This window comes from Streptomyces sp. RLA131 (assembly GCF_056270125.1).
The window spans coordinates 765,475-783,441 of the sequence record NZ_JBWDOQ010000002.1 but is presented as its reverse complement, the minus strand read 5'-3'; the positions used below and the strand labels follow the sequence as shown (position 1 = coordinate 783,441).

Annotated in this window: 17 protein-coding genes and 1 pseudogene; 6 read left to right on the top strand and 12 right to left on the bottom strand. The window is 72.8% G+C overall.

Annotation, left to right across the window (positions count from 1 at the left end; translation table 11 throughout):
- The first annotated feature begins 32 nt into the window (after window positions 1-32).
- Window positions 33-368, top strand: coding sequence for an SCO0607 family lipoprotein (locus tag RWE79_RS04365; RefSeq protein ID WP_475938670.1), 336 nt, complete (start codon window positions 33-35; stop codon window positions 366-368).
- Here the strand turns inward: RWE79_RS04365 and RWE79_RS04360 are convergent.
- Window positions 358-936: a hypothetical protein gene (locus tag RWE79_RS04360; RefSeq protein ID WP_475938669.1), complete on the bottom strand. Its 579-nt coding sequence runs from the start codon at window positions 934-936 to the stop codon at window positions 358-360. The two genes, RWE79_RS04365 and RWE79_RS04360, sit on opposite strands and share 11 nt — an antisense overlap.
- Window positions 937-1,243: 307 nt before the next feature.
- On the opposite strand from RWE79_RS04360, the gene RWE79_RS04355 reads away from it, so the two are divergent.
- Window positions 1,244-1,861 (top strand): DUF6461 domain-containing protein, encoded by a 618-nt coding sequence (locus tag RWE79_RS04355; protein WP_475938668.1) that lies wholly within the window; start codon window positions 1,244-1,246, stop codon window positions 1,859-1,861.
- An 18-nt stretch (window positions 1,862-1,879) separates the two neighbouring features.
- Here the strand turns inward: RWE79_RS04355 and RWE79_RS04350 are convergent, their stop codons facing one another.
- The gene (locus tag RWE79_RS04350; protein ID WP_475938667.1) at window positions 1,880-2,782 is read right to left on the bottom strand and encodes a DMT family transporter; all 903 of its coding nucleotides are present in this window, start codon (window positions 2,780-2,782) and stop codon (window positions 1,880-1,882) included.
- Between the two features lie 214 nt (window positions 2,783-2,996).
- On the bottom strand, window positions 2,997-4,133 hold the full coding sequence (locus tag RWE79_RS04345) for a sulfite oxidase (protein WP_475938666.1): 1,137 nt from the start codon (window positions 4,131-4,133) through the stop codon (window positions 2,997-2,999).
- 186 nt (window positions 4,134-4,319) lie between these two features.
- On the opposite strand from RWE79_RS04345, the gene RWE79_RS04340 reads away from it, so the two are divergent.
- Window positions 4,320-5,330 carry a cytochrome c oxidase assembly protein gene (locus RWE79_RS04340; protein WP_475938665.1) on the top strand — a complete coding sequence of 337 codons (1,011 nt, stop codon included), beginning with the start codon at window positions 4,320-4,322 and terminating at the stop codon, window positions 5,328-5,330.
- 147 nt (window positions 5,331-5,477) lie between these two features.
- Window positions 5,478-6,425, top strand: a complete 948-nt coding sequence (locus RWE79_RS04335) for an NADP-dependent oxidoreductase (protein ID WP_475938664.1) — start codon at window positions 5,478-5,480, stop codon at window positions 6,423-6,425.
- Between the two features lie 87 nt (window positions 6,426-6,512).
- Here the strand turns inward: RWE79_RS04335 and RWE79_RS04330 are convergent, their stop codons facing one another.
- Together RWE79_RS04330 and RWE79_RS04325 are read right to left on the bottom strand one after the other, a co-directional pair.
- The gene (locus RWE79_RS04330) at window positions 6,513-8,660 is read right to left on the bottom strand and encodes an alkaline phosphatase family protein (RefSeq protein ID WP_475938663.1); all 2,148 of its coding nucleotides are present in this window, start codon (window positions 8,658-8,660) and stop codon (window positions 6,513-6,515) included.
- A 170-nt stretch (window positions 8,661-8,830) separates the two neighbouring features.
- Entirely contained in the window at window positions 8,831-10,510 is a 1,680-nt protein-coding gene (locus tag RWE79_RS04325) for a phospholipid carrier-dependent glycosyltransferase (protein ID WP_475938662.1), read from the bottom strand.
- 75 nt (window positions 10,511-10,585) lie between these two features.
- Here RWE79_RS04325 and RWE79_RS04320 point away from each other — a divergent pair, with 75 nt between their 5' ends.
- Both RWE79_RS04320 and RWE79_RS04315 read left to right on the top strand, forming a co-directional pair.
- The gene (locus tag RWE79_RS04320) at window positions 10,586-11,014 is read left to right on the top strand and encodes a VOC family protein (RefSeq protein ID WP_475938661.1); all 429 of its coding nucleotides are present in this window, start codon (window positions 10,586-10,588) and stop codon (window positions 11,012-11,014) included.
- A 61-nt stretch (window positions 11,015-11,075) separates the two neighbouring features.
- Window positions 11,076-11,588: a carboxymuconolactone decarboxylase family protein gene (locus RWE79_RS04315; protein WP_475938660.1), complete on the top strand. Its 513-nt coding sequence runs from the start codon at window positions 11,076-11,078 to the stop codon at window positions 11,586-11,588.
- A gap of 107 nt (window positions 11,589-11,695) precedes the next feature.
- Here RWE79_RS04315 and RWE79_RS04310 read toward each other — a convergent pair.
- The 7 genes and pseudogenes from RWE79_RS04310 to RWE79_RS04280 form a co-directional block, all read right to left on the bottom strand.
- A pseudogene (locus RWE79_RS04310) lies at window positions 11,696-12,076 on the bottom strand (alpha/beta fold hydrolase); the annotation flags it as partial.
- A gap of 231 nt (window positions 12,077-12,307) precedes the next feature.
- Window positions 12,308-13,558 carry a cytochrome P450 gene (locus RWE79_RS04305; protein ID WP_475938659.1) on the bottom strand — a complete coding sequence of 417 codons (1,251 nt, stop codon included), beginning with the start codon at window positions 13,556-13,558 and terminating at the stop codon, window positions 12,308-12,310.
- A 63-nt stretch (window positions 13,559-13,621) separates the two neighbouring features.
- Entirely contained in the window at window positions 13,622-13,708 is an 87-nt protein-coding gene (locus RWE79_RS04300) for a hyalucidin A family RiPP precursor (protein WP_475945598.1), read from the bottom strand.
- A 5-nt stretch (window positions 13,709-13,713) separates the two neighbouring features.
- Window positions 13,714-14,874, bottom strand: a complete 1,161-nt coding sequence (locus tag RWE79_RS04295) for a cytochrome P450 (protein ID WP_475938658.1) — start codon at window positions 14,872-14,874, stop codon at window positions 13,714-13,716.
- 290 nt (window positions 14,875-15,164) lie between these two features.
- On the bottom strand, window positions 15,165-15,662 hold the full coding sequence (locus RWE79_RS04290) for a hypothetical protein (protein WP_475938657.1): 498 nt from the start codon (window positions 15,660-15,662) through the stop codon (window positions 15,165-15,167).
- Window positions 15,659-17,149, bottom strand: a complete 1,491-nt coding sequence (locus RWE79_RS04285) for a sensor histidine kinase (protein WP_475938656.1) — start codon at window positions 17,147-17,149, stop codon at window positions 15,659-15,661. The genes RWE79_RS04290 and RWE79_RS04285 overlap by 4 nt, the downstream gene beginning before the upstream one ends.
- A complete protein-coding gene (locus tag RWE79_RS04280; RefSeq protein ID WP_475938655.1) occupies window positions 17,146-17,838 on the bottom strand; it encodes a response regulator in 693 nt (230 codons plus the stop codon). Before RWE79_RS04280 ends, RWE79_RS04285 begins: the two co-directional genes overlap by 4 nt.
- Window positions 17,839-17,967 lie beyond the last annotated feature (129 nt).

Below are 17,967 nucleotides of genomic sequence, written 5' to 3'. Positions count from 1 at the left end.
ACTGGCCTCACCAGCGAGAGAGGTTGCAGAACATGCCGCAGAACAGCCGATGTGGGATCACGCGCAGCGCCGTTTCCGGAAGCCGGGCCGCCCGGCGTTCCCTTCCCGCCCTCACCGTGGCGGGACTGGCCGCCGCCTTCCTGGCCACCGGCTGCTCGACCCAGGACCGTATCTGCGGCTCGGGTGAGTATCCGGTCAAGGCGGTCGGCAGCACCACCGGATCCGCCTGCGTGGCCGACGGCGAGGAGCCGTCGAAGGGCTATGTGCGGTACCCGGAGAACAAGGTTCCGCAGCATGTCGGCGACACGTGGGACACCTACTGGAGCAAGGTCGTCGTCGACAAGGACGGCAACGTCGTCAAGGACTGACCGGCGGGCCCGGCCGGTCGCCGGACAGGCCGAGGAGGTCCTGCAGGGACTCGCCGCCCGACCAGGCGGCGAGCTGGTGCCGGCCCACCAGGCGTACGTCGTCGTGGCGGGCCGCCCAGCGGAAGTCGGTACGGGAGAACTCCCCACGGGATACGACGACACGGATCTCGCCGCTCGCGCCGCCCCCGGCACCATCGGCGCCCCCGGGCAGCGGAAGCGGCGTGCCGGCCGCCGCGGCCCGCTCGCCCGGCAGCCGGAACTCCACGGCGATCCGGATCCCCGACCCGGGGTGCAGGCCCAGCAGAAGGGGCCCCCGCCCGGAGGGTGCCTGCGCCACCCGCCAGCCGTCACGCCGCAGGATCGTACGCACCGCGGCGCACAACCGGCCGTCCTCCAGGGCCAGTAACTCGTCCTCGGACCACACCCCGCCCTGCCGGCGGGAGGCGGCACCGCCCCACCATGCCAACGGCACCGCGAGCGCCGCCAGCCCGGCCAGACCGAGCGCCAGCCCGGTCGTCCCGAACCGCGCCGACAGCCAGGCCACCACAAGCACCGGCGCGACGGTCACCGCGCACAGCAAGGCCAGTCCGGGGGCGACTTCCCAGAAGGTGGGACCGTGATGTCGCTTCCGCCCCGCCGCTGCCTCCCGGCGGCCGCGACGGGGCCCCGAGGCCGAGCGCCTGACCCAGCGTTCCATCGCGTTCCCCGCCTCCGCCGCCCCGCCAGCTTCCGACTCCTGTACGGATACCCGGCTGAGCCCGGTTCCGTGCCAAGGAAGCCCCGGTGCGCCCCCGGTGCGCCCACCGCCGACGCGGTTCCGTACGGTGATGCCCTTCTGCTCGACGGAACGGGGAACGGGGAACGGGGAACCGCGCATGACGGACGGCATACGGTGGCTGACCACGCAGCGGGGAGGGTGGTACTGCGGTGTCACCTTCGCCAGGGGCGTCGATCCGGAGGAGCTCGCGGTGCGCCTCGGCGCCGAGCCCGGGTCGGTGCTGCCCCCGGTGACCGCCAGGCAGGCGGCCCACATGATCGACGGCAGGAACTGCTTCCGGGTCGCGCGGATCGGCACGTGCGCCGGATGGTCCTTCGCGGTGGAGGACGGGTACCACTCCAGGGCGTGGTGGGCGAAGCCGGAGATGACCCGGGGCGGCGTAGAGATGATTCATCTGACGCCCAAGCCCGACGACCCGCCGCGTGAGTTCTGGTACTACGAGAACGGGGCCACCGTCTGCGCCATGGACATCGGGTCCGAGAGCCGACGGCGCGGGAACGACCCGGACGTACTCGTGCCCGCACTCGCGCGGGCCGGGCTGGTCTCGCCCACCGGGGGGCCGCTCGGCGGCGAACGCCACGACGACTACGTGGAGAGGCTGTTCGGCGCGCTTGAAGACCATTTCAAGGTGTCCCTGCCCCGCGACCTGGTGGTCGACGGCGCTCTGCCCGCAGCGGTGACCGCGACATCGGAACCACGGAACCTCGGGGACTGACCCGGCGTGGCCGCGGCGTTACGCCGCGGTGGCGGCCGACGCCTGCGCCGGTTCGGCGACGGCGGTCCTGAACCGCCCCCGCACCGGGTGCGGCAGGGTGACGGCCGGGGGCCGGGGAGCGGTGAGGAGTACCACGCCGCGGGCCGCGAGCGCGGTGGCGGCCAGGGCGATCAGCGGCCACAGGGGGCCGTCGCCCCGCAGTCCTTCGCCCAGGAGGGTCACGCCGATGACCGCCGAGACGGCCGGGTTGACGAGGGTGAGGGTGGCCAACTGCGCGCCGAGGCCGTCCCGGTAGGCGGCCTGTGACAGCAGCATGCCGGCGACGGACAGCGGGATCACGCACAACGCCGGCAGCAGGACGCCGGCCGAGGCGAGGGCCGTCGGCCCCCGGTCGGTGAGGGCGACGCTGACCGTCTGGGTGAACGCGGAACCCGCCGCGAAGGCGATGCCCGCCGAGGCGGCCAGCCGCAGGCCGGAGGAACCGGGCGCGATCCTGAGCAGCCACAGGGCGAGAGCGACCGCGCCGATCAGGGCCAGCGAGGACGTGAGGCCGAGCGTGCGTGCGGAGGATCCGGCGGCGAGCGTGGCGGCCAGAGCGCTCAGTGCGGCCCCGGTCACGGCGGCGCCGCGCCACTCCCGCCGGGTCGGCCCGCGGCCGTTGGCCGCCGCTCCCATCGGGACGGCGAGCACCACGGTGAGCGCGCCGAGAGCCTGCACCAGGGTCAGCGTCCCGAACTGCAGGGCCACCACGTGCAGCCCGGCGCCCAGGCCGTTGAGGGCCAGCGCGGCCCGGCCGCGCCGCTGCCCGAGCAGGGCACCGGCCGGGGAGCCGTCGGCCACCCGCTCCTGCAGGACCGCCGCCGCCGCGTAGGCACCGGCCGACAGCAGTCCCAGCAGCAGGGCCGGCACGAGTCCGTTCATCGCGCACCCGCGCCGGCCGCGAGAGCGCGCTCTGTGACCTGCTGTGACATAGCGGCTCTCCCCGGGACCCAGTAGGAACGATACGGTTTCGTACCTATACTCTAGATCCCACTTTACCGAAACGCAATCGTTTCGATCAACCCGGGTGCGCCGCGACGACCGCCGCCCCGCGCCGGCGAAAGGTGCCGGGCGGCGAAGGGTCGGGGGAGACGGCTCAGTCCGGCGGCACCCGCTCCTCCCGCTCGGCGCAGAGGACGGGGACGTACTGGACCAGGTTGTTGCCGAAGCCGCCCCTGTTCCAGGGCTGGACGACCGGCTGGGTGCGGCCCGTGGCGTCGGTGGCCCGGACGCTCAGGGTGTGCCTGCCCGGCGCCGCCTGCCACCGGGCCTGCCAGCCACGCCAGGACCAGGGATGCCCCTCCTGCGGGGTGAGATCGGCGTCGTACCAGGTCCTGGCGCCGTCCGTGCTCACCTCCACCCTCGTCACCGGGGCGTGCCCGGACCAGGCGCGGCCCTCCAGCCGCACCGGTCCGGGGTGTACGACCCGGGTGCGGGACATGAAGTCCGGAAACCCCGGGGGGACCATCAGCGCGCGGGGGGCGATCCGGGTGACCGGCTCCCCGGCCTCGTCCGGCCGCTGCCGGTAGCGGTACGCCTCCACCTGCTGGAAGCCGGTGAAGGGGGTGTCGGTGAGGGTGATGTCCCGCAGCCACTTCACATGTGCCATCCCGTACCAGCCCGGGACCACCAGCCGCAGCGGGCAGCCGTGCTGCGGCGGCAGCGGCCCGCCGTTCATCCCGTACGCCACCAGCACCTCGGGGTCGCCGCCGGTGGCAACCGCCAGCGGGAGGCTGCGCCGGTAGTCCTGCTCGACGCCCCGCTCGACCCCGTGATCGGCCCCGGTGAACACGGCCTCCACGGCCGCCGGTGTCACCCCGGCCTCGGCGAGCAGCGTGCGCAGCGGCACCCCCGTCCAGTCGGCTGTGCCGACCGCCTCGACCAGCCACGGCTGACTCACCGGACGCGGCGCGAGCCGGGCCCGCCCGTTGCCCGCGCACTCCATGGTGACGCGGTGCGTGACGGCCGGGAAGGACCGCAGCGCCGGCAGGTCCAGCCTCAGCGGTGTGCGCACCCGGCCACCCACGGTGAGCCGCCACGCCTCGGTGTCGGCGACGGGGATGTCGTAGTGGATCAGCAGGTAGTGCAGCCCGGGAGGGGTGAGTTCGTGGCGCAGGGCCTCCAGCGGCAAGCCGTGGTTACGGGCGGCCAGGGCGAGTTCCTCGGCGGTGACGCCCTCGTCCGGTCGGGCGAGACGTCCCGGTGCGCTGATGTCCCCGACGCGTCCGTCCATGACCCCATGGTGCGCCCGCCGCACCGCCGGGGCACCTGGCCGATTCCCCGGTGAGAACCGGGCACCCCTACGGGTTGTAGTGTCAGGTGGCCGCGAGGCCCGGCGAGGCCCGGCGCGGGACGAACAGCGGGACGAACAGCGGGACGAACAGCGGCATGAACGGCGGGACGGGGAAGGGAGCCGGGGATGGAGCCGGGAACGGGGCGGATGCCCGAACTCCTGGGCCAGGGCTGGGCGCAGGCATTGCCGGAGCTGACCGGCGGACGTCTGGCCGTCACCTGGCAGGCTGATCCGGCGGCCGTCCTCCTGGTGGTGCTGCTCGGCGGCGCGTACGCCTGGGGCGTGATCCGGCTGCGGCGCACGGGCGAGCGGTGGTCCGTGACGCGGACGGCCGCCTTGGGGCTGATCGGCCTGGGCACGATCGTCGTCGCGACCATGTCCGCGCTGGCCGTCTACGACCGCGTCCTGTTCTGGCCCGCCGCCGTCCAGAACATCCTGCTCGACCTCATCGCCCCCATAGGCCTCGCGCTCGGCGACCCGCTGTCGTTGGCCTGCCGTGCCCTGCCGCCACCGCTCGCCGGGCGGCTGCGCGGGGCCATGGCCGGACGCACGGTGAGGCTGCTGACGTTCCCGTTGGTCAGCTCGGTCCTGGTGGTCGCCACGGAGCTGGCCGTCTACTTCACGCCGTACTTCGGGACCGCGCTGCGCCACCGGGCGCTGCACGAGGTGATGTATCTGCAACTCCTGCTCGTGGGCTGCCTGTTCGTACTGCCGATGCTGACCCGCGAACGGCTGCTGCCGTCCTGGTGCGGCCACCCGGTCCGGGCGGCGCTGATCTTCGTCGACGGTGTCTTCGACGCCGTCCCCGGGCTCGTGGTGATGACCAGCGGCACGCTGGTCGCCCGGCACTGGTACGCCGCGCAGCACCGCACCTGGGGCCCGGGGCCGCGACGCGACCAGATGATCGGCGGCGGCGCCATGATCGCCATCGCCGAGCTGGTGGGACTGGTGTTCCTGATCGCGGTGTTCGTGGAATGGGCCCGTACGGAGCGGTTCAGGACGGCGGAGCTGGACCGGCGGCTGGATGCCGAGCTGGTGCCCGCCGCCCCGCTCACGTCGTCATCGGGGCCCGGCCCGGACCGCGTTCGCCCCTGGTGGGAGACCGACACCGGGCCCGTGGGCCGACGGTTCCGGTGACCGGCCGCCCGAGGCGGGAACCACGGAACACGGGACAGCTGCGGGGAGGGGCAAATTCTAGTGTCCGGGGCCCGGTCGGCAGGGATCTTTCGGCAATGGCGCCTCCCCGATGGTCCCTGACGGCAATCAGAGGGCAGTCTTGCGTTCATGAGTACACCTTTGACGATGCGTGCGGTGGGCCAGGAAGTCCTCGGGGGGCCCGAGGTGCTGAAGGTGGTCGAGGTCGACCGTCCGGAGCCGGGCTTCAGCGAACTGCTCGTCAGGGTGCACGCGGCCGGTCTCAACCCCGCCGACTGGAAGCACCGCGCCCTGCGGCTCCTCGGTGAGGCACCGCACACACTGGGCTGGGACGTCTCCGGCGTCGTCGAGGCGGTCGGCCGCGGCGTCACCCTCTACCGGCCGGGCGACGAGGTCTTCGGGATGCTGCCCTACCCGTACGGGGTCGGATCCCACGCCGAGTACGTCACCGGGCCGACCCGCGCCTTCGCGCTCAAGCCGCCCTCGATCGACCACATCCAGGCCGCGGCGCTGCCGCTGGCCGCCCTCACCGCCTGGCAGGCGCTGGCCGACACGGTCGACGTACGCCCCGGGCAGCGGGTCCTCATCCACGCCGCCGCCGGCGGGGTGGGCCACCTCGCGGTGCAGATCGCCAAGGCCCGGGGCGCGTACGTCGTCGGCACCGCCAGTGCCGCGAAGCACGGCTTCCTGCGGTCGCTGGGCGCTGACGAGGTCATCGACTACCGCACCACCGACTTCACCCGGGCCGTCGGTGACATCGACGTCGTCCTGGACACGCTCGGCGGCGACCACTGCAGCCGCTCCCTGAGCGTCCTGCGCAGAGGCGGCACGGTCGTGTCCATCCTCTCCCTCGGCCAGCCCGACCTGACCGAGGCGGCCTGGCGGCGCGGCGTGCGGGTGGAGCGCATGCTCGTCGAGCACGACCTCGGCGGCATGAGGGCCATCGCCGACCTGGCCCGCTCCGGCATGCTGCGCGCCGCGATCGCCGACGCCTTCACCCTCGAAGAGGCCGCCAAGGCCCATGAACTCGGCGACTCCCACCGCACGACCGGCAAGCTGGTCCTGGTCATGCGCTGACGCACACACGACGGTGGGGCGGGGCCTTGAAGGCCCCGCCCCACCGTCGTTCCGCTCTACGTCCCCCTCGAAAGGCCGCCTACAGGCTCACGGGGACGGGGTGGAGCCGTAGGCGGTGAGGAAGCGGTTGCGGAAGGTGTCCATCCGCCAGACCGGGGCGTCATGGTCGGGCTGGAGGCTGTCCGTCCAGCCCCAGTCGGAGATCTTGTCGAGCACCGACTGGTCGTGGGCGACGATCGCGACCGGCACGTCACGGCTGGCGTTGGCACTGCCGGTGACCGTGGTGACCGGCTGGTGGTCGCCGAGGAAGACGAGCACGGTGTTCTTGTTGGCGTACTTCGCCATGAAGTTGGTCAGGTTGGTCACCGAGTACTGGATCGCCTTGCCGTACTCCTGGCGCACGCTGGCCGGGTTCTTCCAGACCTGCTTGGGGTCCTTGCCCGCCTTCTCCTGCGCTTTGTAGACCGTACCGTCACCGACCTGGTCCCAGCCGATCGTGGTGGGCAGCGGCGACCACGGGTTGTGGCTGGTGGCGAGGACGATCTCGGCCATCATCGCCTTCCGGTTCTTCTTGCCGTACGCCAGCCGGTCGAACGCCTTCAGGGTGTACTGGTCCGGCACCGGCGACCAGCTGAACTTCGGGCCCTGGTAGCCCATGTTCCGGGAGTCGTAGACCGTGTTGAGGCCGAAGAACTTCTGCTCCGGCCAGGCCCGCGTCACGCCCGGCATCATGCCGACCGTCTGCCAGGCACCGGTCTTCTTGAAGGCGCTGGTGAGGGTCAGCCGGTCGCTGGAGGTGACGTTGCGGTAGCGCTGCTGGTTCTGCACCCACAGCCCGGACAGGAAGGTGGTGTGCGCCAGCCAGCTGCCGGCGCCGGTCACCGGAGAGGTGAGCCAGCCGCTGCGGGTGGCGAACCCGGCGTCCTTCAGCACCTGGGTCTGCTTGCCGAGCACGGCGTCGACCCCCGGCGCCATCGCCGGGTCCTCCACCGCGCTGCGCCCGTAGCTCTCGATGAACGCGAAGATGACGTCCTTGCCGCGCAGCCCGGTCAGCAGCTGGTCGGCCGGAGTGTTACGGAACTTGTCCACGGCGGCCTGCTTGGCGAACACCTTCTCGTCCGCCAGCGTCGCACTCACCCGGTCCGCACGCGCCTGGACGTGATGGGTGGCGCTCCGGGAGGCGATGGGCATGCCGTCGAAGAGCTGCACGCCGAGCGTCGAGCAGGTGATCCAGATGATGCCGAGCACCAGGGTGCTGCGGTTCGCCGTGGCCCGGTGCCGGACCAGGAGGTTGCTCAGCCGGACGACCGCCAGCGTCATGAGGAGGAGCACGGCGACGATGAGGACGACGACCCCCACCACGGTTCCGATCGCTCCGGCCTGGCCTATCGAGTCCTTGAGGAACGCCTCGCCGTCGCCGAACAGGATCCAGTCGAGCACCGGGTCGAACGGCCGGCTCAGGACCGAGTAGAAGCCCATGTCCAGGCCGTTGAGGATGGTCATCAGGCCGAGGCAGACGCCGGAGACCACCGCCAGCACCCGTCGCGGCTTCGGCGGCAGCGCGAGCAGCAGGGCGGAGATGAGGATCGCCTCCGCCGGGATGCGGATGAACCTGCCGAGCGTGAGGAGGCTGATCTGGTTCGGCATGAGGAGGGCGAAGAGCACCAGCGCGGCGGCCAGGACGGTGGTCACCGTCGCCAGGTTGCGTGCCGCGACCGGATACCTCCCGCGCCAGCCCCCGCCCCGCCCCGCGGGCCCCTCGGCGGGGTCGTCCGGTGCCGGCCCTGCGGGCTCGTCTGCGGGTTCCTGGGCGGGCTCGTCCGGTGCTTGCCCTGCGGGCTCGTCGGCGGTCTCGCTGGGCGTCTCGTCTGCGGGTTCCTGGGCGGCCTCGTCCGGCGTTTCACCTGTGGGCTTCTGTACGGCCGCCTTGCGGGGTGCTTGCCCTGCGGTTTCGTCGGCGGCCTCGCCGGGCGTCTCACCGGCGGGTTCCTGGGCAGGCTCGTCCGGCGTCTCGCCGGCGGGTTCCTGGGCGGGCTCGTCCGGTGCTTGCCCTGCGGGCTCGTCGGGCGTCTCGTCCGCGGCCTGGTCCGGGGTGGTCTCGGGTGCGGCGGTGCCGCCGGCACCCGGCGCGGTGTCGTCCGGCGTGCGCTCCGCAGGGCCGTCCGGTGCCGGGCCCTCCTCTGTGGTTGCCCCGTCCGCATTCGGCAGCTGACGAAAGCGCGTGATGAACGACAATCCAACAATCCTTCCGTGCGAAGCCCGGTGGTGGTCCGGCGGACCGGGCTCGGGAGTTCGGGGCCGCCGTCATGCCGTACGGCTCCTCGGCGCTTTGAGTTCAATCGTCAGGACACTCTTGGGGGATTCCATGCACACCGGAGGTCAAGTGCTGGTAAAGTGCCGCCGCGCTACGCCCGGCGGAAGATCGTGATCGAGTGTCCGACCTCGTCGACCGGCTCGCTGCTGTCGATCAGCGCGGCCAGCCGGCTGTCGGCCTTGGCGATCGAGGAGTCCGACACGACGAGCAGTCCGTGCACCTTGCCGGGGGCCACCGTGCGCGGGTCGGAGGCGTCGATGCCGTAGTAGGACGGCACGCCGCTGCCCTTGTAGACGAGCCAGACCCGTTCGCCCGGATACCGCCGGCGCAGGCGGTCGGCGAGCCGTCCCAGGTCCTGGCCCCAGTCGACGTTGGAGTCGTGCAGGCGCAGGTGGGTTTTGGACGTACCGCCGAACGCCTCGTTGGAGTACTGCAGGTAGTACGGATACGTGCGCAGCGAGCTGATCGCGACGAACGCCACCAGTCCCGCCGCCACGGCGGGCGCCCACCGCCACCGGACGGTGAACGCGCCGGCCGCCGCGACCGCCAGGAACACCGGCATGAAGATCCCGTACCGGACACCGAAGTTGCGGGACTCGTCGAGGGCCGAAGCCAGCAGCACCGCCGTGGGCAGCAGCACGTAAACGGCGGCGGGCCGCAGCCGGGGGACCGTACCCATCGCCACGGCACCGGCGAGCCACAGCGCCAGCATGCCCAGTGGCGTCTTCACCAGCAGCGCGGCCGGCAGGTAGTACCAGAGCGAACCGACGTAGTGCCGGCCGAACAGGAAGCCGCTGAACGTCGAGTCCTCGAAGCCGAACTGGACACGCATCCCGTCCCGGTACGCCTCCGGGAACGGCAGCAGGTCCACGGCGAGCCCGCGCAGCCCGCCGACGGCCGGCACACTCGTGGGAGCCGTCCAGCGCAACGCCGGGTCGACGGCGAGGTAGACGGCCCACACCACGCCCACCGCGACCAGCGCCACGCCGGCCGCCGCCGCCACGCCGAGCGCGAGCCGTCGCGCCGTCGCGCGCGGGCCGGAACCGCCGGTGTGCCGGGCCCGGCACACCGCCAGTACGGCCAGGAGCAGCAGTACCGGAACCGCCGGCAGCATGCTCATCTTCGTGGCCACGGCGGCGCCGAGCGCCAGCCCGGCGAGCGGGAGATTGAGCACCGGCCGCTCCCGGGCCCGCCACAGCAGCCAGACCGACGTCAGCAGGAAGCCGACCGCGGGGACGTCGAGCGTCGCCAGCGACCCGTGGGCGATGACGTCGGGTGAGAACGCGTACAGCGCCAGCGCCGCCACGGCGCCCACCGCCCCGGCGAGGTCGCGGGCGAACGCGAAGACCACCAGGCCGAACAGCAGCGTCAGCACGATGACCGGCAGCCGCGCCCACAGCATCAGCCGCCACGGGTCGTTGCCCGACTCGTACAGCAGATGCCGGCCCAGCTCCGTCTGGTCGCCGTCGAAGGCGGTGTCCATGTGCGGGTGGGCGAAGGCCACCCCGGTCGCGATGATCAGTTTGCCCAGTGGCGGATGCTCGGGGTTGTAGCGCAGGCTGTGCTGCCGCAGGTAGACCTCGGCCGTGCCCACGTAGACCGGCTCGTCGATGGTCGGGGTCTGTTCCACGGCGGTCGTGACCATGGCGGCCGCCATCTCGGCGAGCAGCGCGACCACGACCAGCGCCAGCAGCCACCGCCGGTGCCGGTGCCGCAGCAGTCCTGCGAACCGGCCCGGCCGCCTCCCGGTCGTTCCGGCAACACCGTCCATGACGTCCGCCCCTTGCATGGCCACAGACCTTAACCTGCTCGCGCAACAGTTCGTGACAGAGCCCCGGGAGGCGGTATGGCGAGGCCGGCGCACGGAACGCTGCACCATGTCGAGATCTGGGTGCCCGATCTCGACCGGGCCGTAGCCTCCCTGGGCCGGCTGCTGGAGGCCCTGGGCTACACGCTCTTCCAGAACTGGGAGCACGGACGCAGCTGGCGGCTGGGCGCGACCTATCTCGTGGTCGAGCGCTCCCCGGACCTCACCGCGGACCGCCACGACCGACGCCGGCCCGGACTGAACCACCTGGCCTTCCACGTCGAGGACCGTGCCGCGGTGGACGCCTTGACCACCACGGCCCAGGGGGACGGCTGGCACCTGATGTTCCCCGACCGGCACCCGTACGCCGGCGGCGACCGGCACTACGCGGCCTACCTGGAGAACAGCGACGGCTTCGAGGTCGAACTCGTGGCCCTCGACCCGCCGGAACCGGCCGGGGCGGGCTGAGCGAGGGGGAGCGCGGGCTCGGCGCCCGGCCCTTCCCGGGGACTGTCGCTCGGCGTAGCGTGTGCGCGTGTCCCAGCCGTCGTCGTTACCGTCGTCGTCACCCTCGCCCGCCGACGGCCCCCGGATCCGGCCGCAGCCCGAGGCCGAGTGGGCCGAGTCCGTCAGGGCGACCCTGTCCGCAGACATCAGCGCACTCGGGTTGGGCGTCGCCTCGCTCGGCGAGGCGCATCTGTTCACGACCCTGGCCCGGCATCCGGAGCTGTTCACCGCCTGGCTGCCGTTCAGCAGTCAGCTGCTCCTCGCCGGTGATCTTCCCTTCGAGGAACGCGAGTTGGTCATTCTGCGGGTGGCGCGCAACTGCGGCTCACCGTACGAGTGGGGCCAGCATGCGGGGATCGCCTCCCGGGCCGGTCTGACCCCGGCGGACCTGGAGCGGGTCAGCGCGGGCCCGCCCCGGGGTGGACCGAGCGGCAGACGCTGCTGCTGCGGGCGGCGGACGAACTGCACACGTCCGCACGGATCGCCCGGCCCACCTGGGACGGCCTCACGGCCCACCTCACCGCGCGCCAGCTGATCGAACTGCCGATGCTGGTGGGCCACTACCACCTGCTGGCCTTCACCCTGAACTCCCTCCAGGTCCAGCCGGAGCCCGGACTGCCGCCGATGCCCTGACCCCGGGCGGCCGGTCAGGCCGTGCGGGGCACCGGGGCAGACCTTCAGGGTGCCGTGGGGCAGCAGCTTGACGGACTCCTCGGCGGAGGCGCCGATCGGCACGATCTGGTCGTCGTCGCCGTGCGCGACCAGCACCGGGATGCCGATCCGCTTGAGTTCCTCGGTGAAGTCGGTCTCGGAGAACGCCGCGACGCAGTCCAGCGCGCCCTTCAGCCCGACCTGCATGCTCTGCAGCCAGAACTCGTTCCGCTTGCCCTCCGAGACGGTGGCCCCGGGCAGGTTGAAGCCGTAGAAGGCCTCGCTGAGGTCCTTGCAGAACTGGGAGCGGTCCACCGCGACGCAGGCGCGGATGACGTCGAACGCCTCGACGGGCAGGCCCTTGGGGTTGGCCGGGCGCCGGCCGTCTCTGCCGCGGACTGGACACTCAGCACGTGCACTCCGCTGTGGGGCTCACTGTTCGGGGAGCCCGCGCAATCCCCCGCGGACCGGCGCAACCTGGTACTCGTCAGGTTCCTGCCCCAGTTCACTTCTCATCGGGGACATCACCCTCGACTGCGACATCCTCACCGGGCCCGGATCAGACCTCAGGATCGTCGCCTGCACCGTGGCCGCCGGCAAATGCTACCGACCGGGCTCCGGCCGGTCGTCGTCGACGACGAGGCGGCCGTGGAACCGCTGGGGCACGGGGGCGAAGCGGTAGGCCATGGTGACGTTCGCGGCGTCCGGGACGGTGAGCCGGTAGCGGGTGCACAGCAGGCGGCACAGGATCATCAGCTGGATGGTGCCGAGGTCGGCGCCGACGCAGTTCTTGGGGGCCCAGCCGAACGGTACGTAGTGGCCCTTGCCGGCGGGGCCGTGGGGCGCGCCGGGGAGGAAACGGTCGGGGTCGAAGGTGTCGGCCTGCTGCCAGTACCGGTGGTCGCGGTGGATCATGTGAGGGCTCGTCAGATAACCGCGTCCTGCCTCCAGCCGGGTCGTGCCGAGGTCGAAGGAGAACCGTGAGCGCCGCACCAGGAGCAGTGGTGGGCTCCACATCCGCAGCACCTCCTTGACGAAGCGGTGGGTGACCGGAGCCGCCTTCGTCGGGGCCGCGTGGAACGCGGCCGGGTCCACGGCCCGCAGTTCCTCGCCGAGCCGCCGCGCCCAGTCCGGGTTGCGGGCGAACTCGTACAGCACGCTCGCGGCGGCGGCGCCGGGCGGCCCGGCGATGGCGGTGAGCACGGTGGTGACCACGTCGAGCGCGCGGTCCGTGCCGAGGTCCGGGAGCAGGTCCACCATCGGGTCGGCGAGGTCCAGTTCGCGGGGGCGGTGACCGCCGGCGCGTTCGCGCAGCACCCGTCGTACGACCAGTCCGGCCCGGAACTGCACGGCGGCGAAACGCAGATGGTGCCAGGGCCCGCGGCCCGCGTGGCGGACGATCAGCCGGAGCAGCTTCTGGTTGAGGTCCTGGCTGATCCGCGCGGTCTCGCGCGGAGTGAGTCCGGACAGGGCGACGGGCAGCAGGGACTGTACCGCGACGTCCTGGGCGAGCAGGACGAGGTCGACGTCGTCACCGAGTCGCGAGTCGATGACGGCTTCCATCCGGGCGGCCATCCGGGCGTTGTGCTCGCCGGTGGTGAGCCTGTGCAGCTGGGTCAGCCACGCGCCGCGTATCCGGGTCCAGCGCACCGGGGTGCTGCGGCGCCTGCGCAGGGTGTCGGAGAGGCGGTCGTGCAGGAGGAGCCGGTGCCAGTTCGAACCGCTCACCCGGCGGGCCGCGTCCGGTTCGAAGAGGGCGAGCATGTCGTCGTCGACCCAGAAGACCCCGTCCTCGGCCGCGCTGCGCAGCCGCAGGTCGTGCAGGAAGTCGTTGGCATGGTGCGGAGTGGTCATGGCGTCGCCTCCTCACGGCGGGCGGGGGAGCCGCCGGCCGGCGACTCCCCCGGCTCGTACGGATCAGATGTGGTGGTACAGGTACCAGAACGTGCCGTAGCCGGAGCGGATGTTGAGCGCGGACTTGGCGGAACGGTAGAGCTTCCTCATGCTGTTCACCTCCTCCCGGGCGTGTCGACGCGGGGACGCAGCTCCGCGGTGAAGCGTGGCGGAGCCAGCGCGGGCCCCAGGTGGGGTCCGTCGCCGCTAGGGGCGACCGACAGATGCCAGTCGCGGGTGATGACGCGGACGAGGTCCTCCAGCAGCGTCATGGTGACGGTCGCGCCGGCGCAGGTGTGCGGCCCGAAGCCGAACGGGATGAAGGCCGGATCGGGCCGGGGCACCGCCCAGCGGGCCGGTACGAACTCGTCCGGGCGGTCCCAGTGCCGCGGGTGGCGGTGCACGAGGTACGAGCACACGTCCACGTCGTCCCGCGGCCCGACCGGCACCCCGGCCAGGTCGTGCGCCCTGGCCGGGGTACGGGCGAAGAGCCAGGCGACCGGCCAGAGCCGCAGCGCCTCGCGGGCGATCCACCCCGGCTCGTCGCCCTCGGTGCCGGGATGGGTGCCGGCCAGATAGACCGACCAGCCGAGCGCGAAGCCGATGGAACCGACCGTGGCGAACAGGAACGACAGATAGACCTCGGCCACGTCGGCGGGCTCAGCCGCCGGTCCCGCGCCGGTGACGGCCACGTCCAGCAGGTCGCGCGGTTCACCGGCACCCGCACCGCGACGTGCCCGGACCTCCCGCAGCAGAACGCGGGTCGCCCGCTGCCGGAACAGCAGCCGTGACACCGCCGAATGGCGTCGGCGCGCGCCGGCCAGCACGGCACGGCGGACGATGCCGTCCACGGCCTCGTGCAGCCGTGCCGGCGCCTGCGGGCACAGCAGCACCCCGGCCAGGTGCTCGCGGACCAGCAGATTGCCCGCGTCCGGCCAGCGGCTCGACGGCGCGAGCCGCTCGGCGACCAGGCGGGGCAGGTCGGCGCGGTGGGCGTCGGCGTGGCGGCGCAGCAGGGCGCGGGCCGCCCGGCCGATCGCGATCTGCGCGGACCGGGGGCCGAAGACCCCGTCGCGGGTGTGGAAGAAGTCGGAGGTGTCGACATACGTGCCCCGACGGTTGCCCATCACCTCCCGGGCCGCCTCCGGGCCGGCCACGCACAGCCGCCCCGACCCGGTGCGCCACACGTCCTCGCCACCGTCGAACTCCGCGGCCAGGCAGGCCAGCGGGTCGCGCCGGAACGCCGCCGCGTCGTACCGCCGCCGTGACGGCTCCATGGCTCCTCCTCGAACGCGCGGGCACGGACGGGTCCACAGGGGCCCTCCGTGGCTCTCCGGGTCCTGCGGTGGACAGCGTGTGCCGCGCGGCGGACGCCTGTCGCGTCCCGGTCCGCTGAGCGGACCGGAACGTCACCGGCCGTGGGCCGTGGTGTCAGGGGGCGTCGGGCACGTGGCGCCGTCCGTCCGGTGGCCGTGTCGTCCTCGACCGACCGCCGGACCGGGGCCGCTCCCAGCGGTAGCCGGAGGCGCTGAAGTTCGCCGCCCCCAGCGCGACTTCGGCCGCCGCCCTAGGCGGAGCAGTCCATGCCGGATCCGTCGACCCGGCGGCCGTCGGGGCCCGTCACGGTCACCTGGGCCGGGTCGGCCTGCGGTTCGGTGATCCGGCGGGCGGTGGTGGCGGTGCAGACGAGCTGGCGGACGGCGATGCGGCTCAGCGGCCTGGCGTCGCCGGATATCTCGATCGAGACCCCGGTGGCCTGTACGCGCACCGACCTGAAGAAGATCGGCAGCGGCAGGTCGGTCGTCACACCGTCGAGCCGTTCCGGCCCGGCCGGGCCCTCGGCCAGGAGCTTCACGGCCATGTCCACGCCGGCCGGTTCGACGGTCGAGCGGGCGACGGGGATCAGGGCGCCGTCCTGGACGAAGTAGACCAGGGTGAGCGGCCGGAGGCCGGTCGCGGGGTCGCCGGCCTCGACGACCCCGGTGGACGGGATGCCGCAGCCGGAGAGCAGGACGGCGGCCAGGGCCGGCAGCGCCGCCCGGACCGCGCGCTGGGCGTGCTTCATTCCCGGTTCTCCTCGGGTTCGTCGGGCTGCCGGCCTTGCCGTCGCAGGGGAAGGACGACGGTGAAGACCGCCCCGCCCTCGGGGCGGTTGGCCGCGCGGAAGGAGCCGCCGTGCAGCCGGACGTTCTCGGCGGCGATGGCGAGTCCCAGCCCGCTGCCCTCGGTCCGGGTCCGTGCGGTGTCCGACTTGTAGAAGCGGTCGAAGACATGAGGCAGGACGTCGGCGGGGATGCCCGGTCCGCTGTCCGCCACCTCGACGACCGCCAGGCTTCCGCCGTCGGGCTGCTCCCACGCGTACAGGCGCAGCCGTACGGGGGGTGCGCCGTGGCGGAGGGCGTTCGCGACGAGGTTGGCGACGATCACATCGAGCCGGCGCGGGTCGACGCGGCCGCGGACCTCGTCGGGCCCGGGGAGAAGGGTGTCCACGCTCTCCTGCCAGGCCCGGGAGACCAGGGTGCGGCGCATGGATTCGGCGAGGTCGATCTCGTCGAGATGGAGGCCGGCCGCGCCCGCGTCGAAGCGTGAGATCTCCATCAGATCGTCCACCAGGCGGGCCAGCTTCACGGTCTCCTCGCTGATCAGCCGTACGGCGGCGGCGGTGTCCGGGTCGAGTCCCGCGGCGTCCTCGTCGAGGATGTCGGTGACGGCGGACATGGCGGCCAGCGGGGTGCGCAGCTCGTGCGACACATCGGCGGCGAACCGGCGGGCGCGTGCCTCCATGCGCCGCAGTTCGGCCACCGACTCCTCCAGCGCGGCCGCGGTCTCGTTGAAGGTGTGGGACAGGTCGGCCAGTTCGTCCGAGCCGTTGACGGCGAGCCGGGTGTCCAGCCGGCCCCGGGCGATGCTGCGGGTGGCGCGGCGCAGCTCGCGGACCGGGCGCAGTACTCCCCGGGCGGCCAGCAGGGCGAGCAGTACGGCCAGCGCGAGGGCGGGTACGGTGGCCCGCCCGACGGCGGTGACCAGGGCGTCGACGTAGGCCTGTTCGCCGGACTGGGGGACGGTGAGGTACACCGCGAGGCCGGAGGGGCTGGTCGTGCCGTCCCCGGTGCCGAAGACGACGGGCAGGCCCACGACGAGCGAGGGGCGCCCGTCGGTCGTCACCCGCTGGAAGACGGCGGCGCGGCGGGTGCCCACGGCGGTGCGCATGGCGGACGTCAGCTCGGCGAACGGGTCCTGAGGTTGCGAGGTGACGCTGAGGTCGTGATAGACCGCGAGGACGCGCCAGTTGCCGGACGGCCCGGCACGGGCCACCTGGTCGGCGAACTGCTGCAGTTCGTCCTGGCCGGGGGGAAAGCCGAGCGTGGGGGTGAGACCGTCCACATGGCTGCGGAACTGCTGGATCACGGTGTCCTGGCTCTGCTGGAGGACACCGGTGCGTGCCTCCCGGAACGTCAGCGCGCCGGTGGTGAGGGCCGCGACGGCGGCGACCAGGGCGAAGGCCACGACGAGCCGGACCCGCAGGCCGCGCAGCAGCGGCAGGGCCGTCATCCGGGCAGGAAGCGGTAGCCGAAGCCGCGCACGGTGTGTATGTAGCGCGGACTGCCCGGCGGTTCGCCCATCTTCGTGCGCAGCCGCTTGACGCAGGCGTCCACCAGCCGGGCGTCGCCGTGGTAGCTGTGTTCCCAGACGGCTTCGAGGAGTTGCTGCCGGCTGAACACCTGGCCGGGTGCGGCGGACAGGGTCAGCAGGAGCCGCAGTTCGGAGGGACCGAGGGCGACCGGTGCACCCCGGTGGGCGACGGTCAACGCGGCCCGGTCGAGGGTCAGTTCGCCGTGGGTCTCAGGTCTGGGTACGGCCGGGCCGTTGTCGGGGGTGCCGCCGACCCGGCGCAGGAGGGCCCGGATCCGGGCTTCGAGGACCCGGGCCCGGACGGGCTTGACCACGTAGTCGTCGGCTCCGACTTCGAGTCCGACCACGATGTCGAGGTCGTCGCTCCGGGCGGTCGCCATGATGATCGGGACCTGGTCGTGGACGCGGATCCGCCGGCACACCTCCAGCCCGGTCATGCCGGGCAGCATCAGATCGAGCACCACGACGTCCGGCCGGAACGCCCGGAGCTGTTCGAGTCCGTCCTCCCCGGTGCAGGCGACGGCGACCTCGTACTTCTGCCGTTTCAGGGCGAGCTGGACTCCTTCGCGGACCGCGCGGTCGTCTTCGATCAGCAGGACACGTGGCATGGGCTCAGTATCCGTACGAGCCCGGTGCCGCAGGCCCCGGACGGAGGGCGGCCGGGGAACTGTTACGGGACGATCACATAGCCCCGGCCGGGTCGTTCGGGGCCCGGCCGGGGGATCGGGCCGTTACTG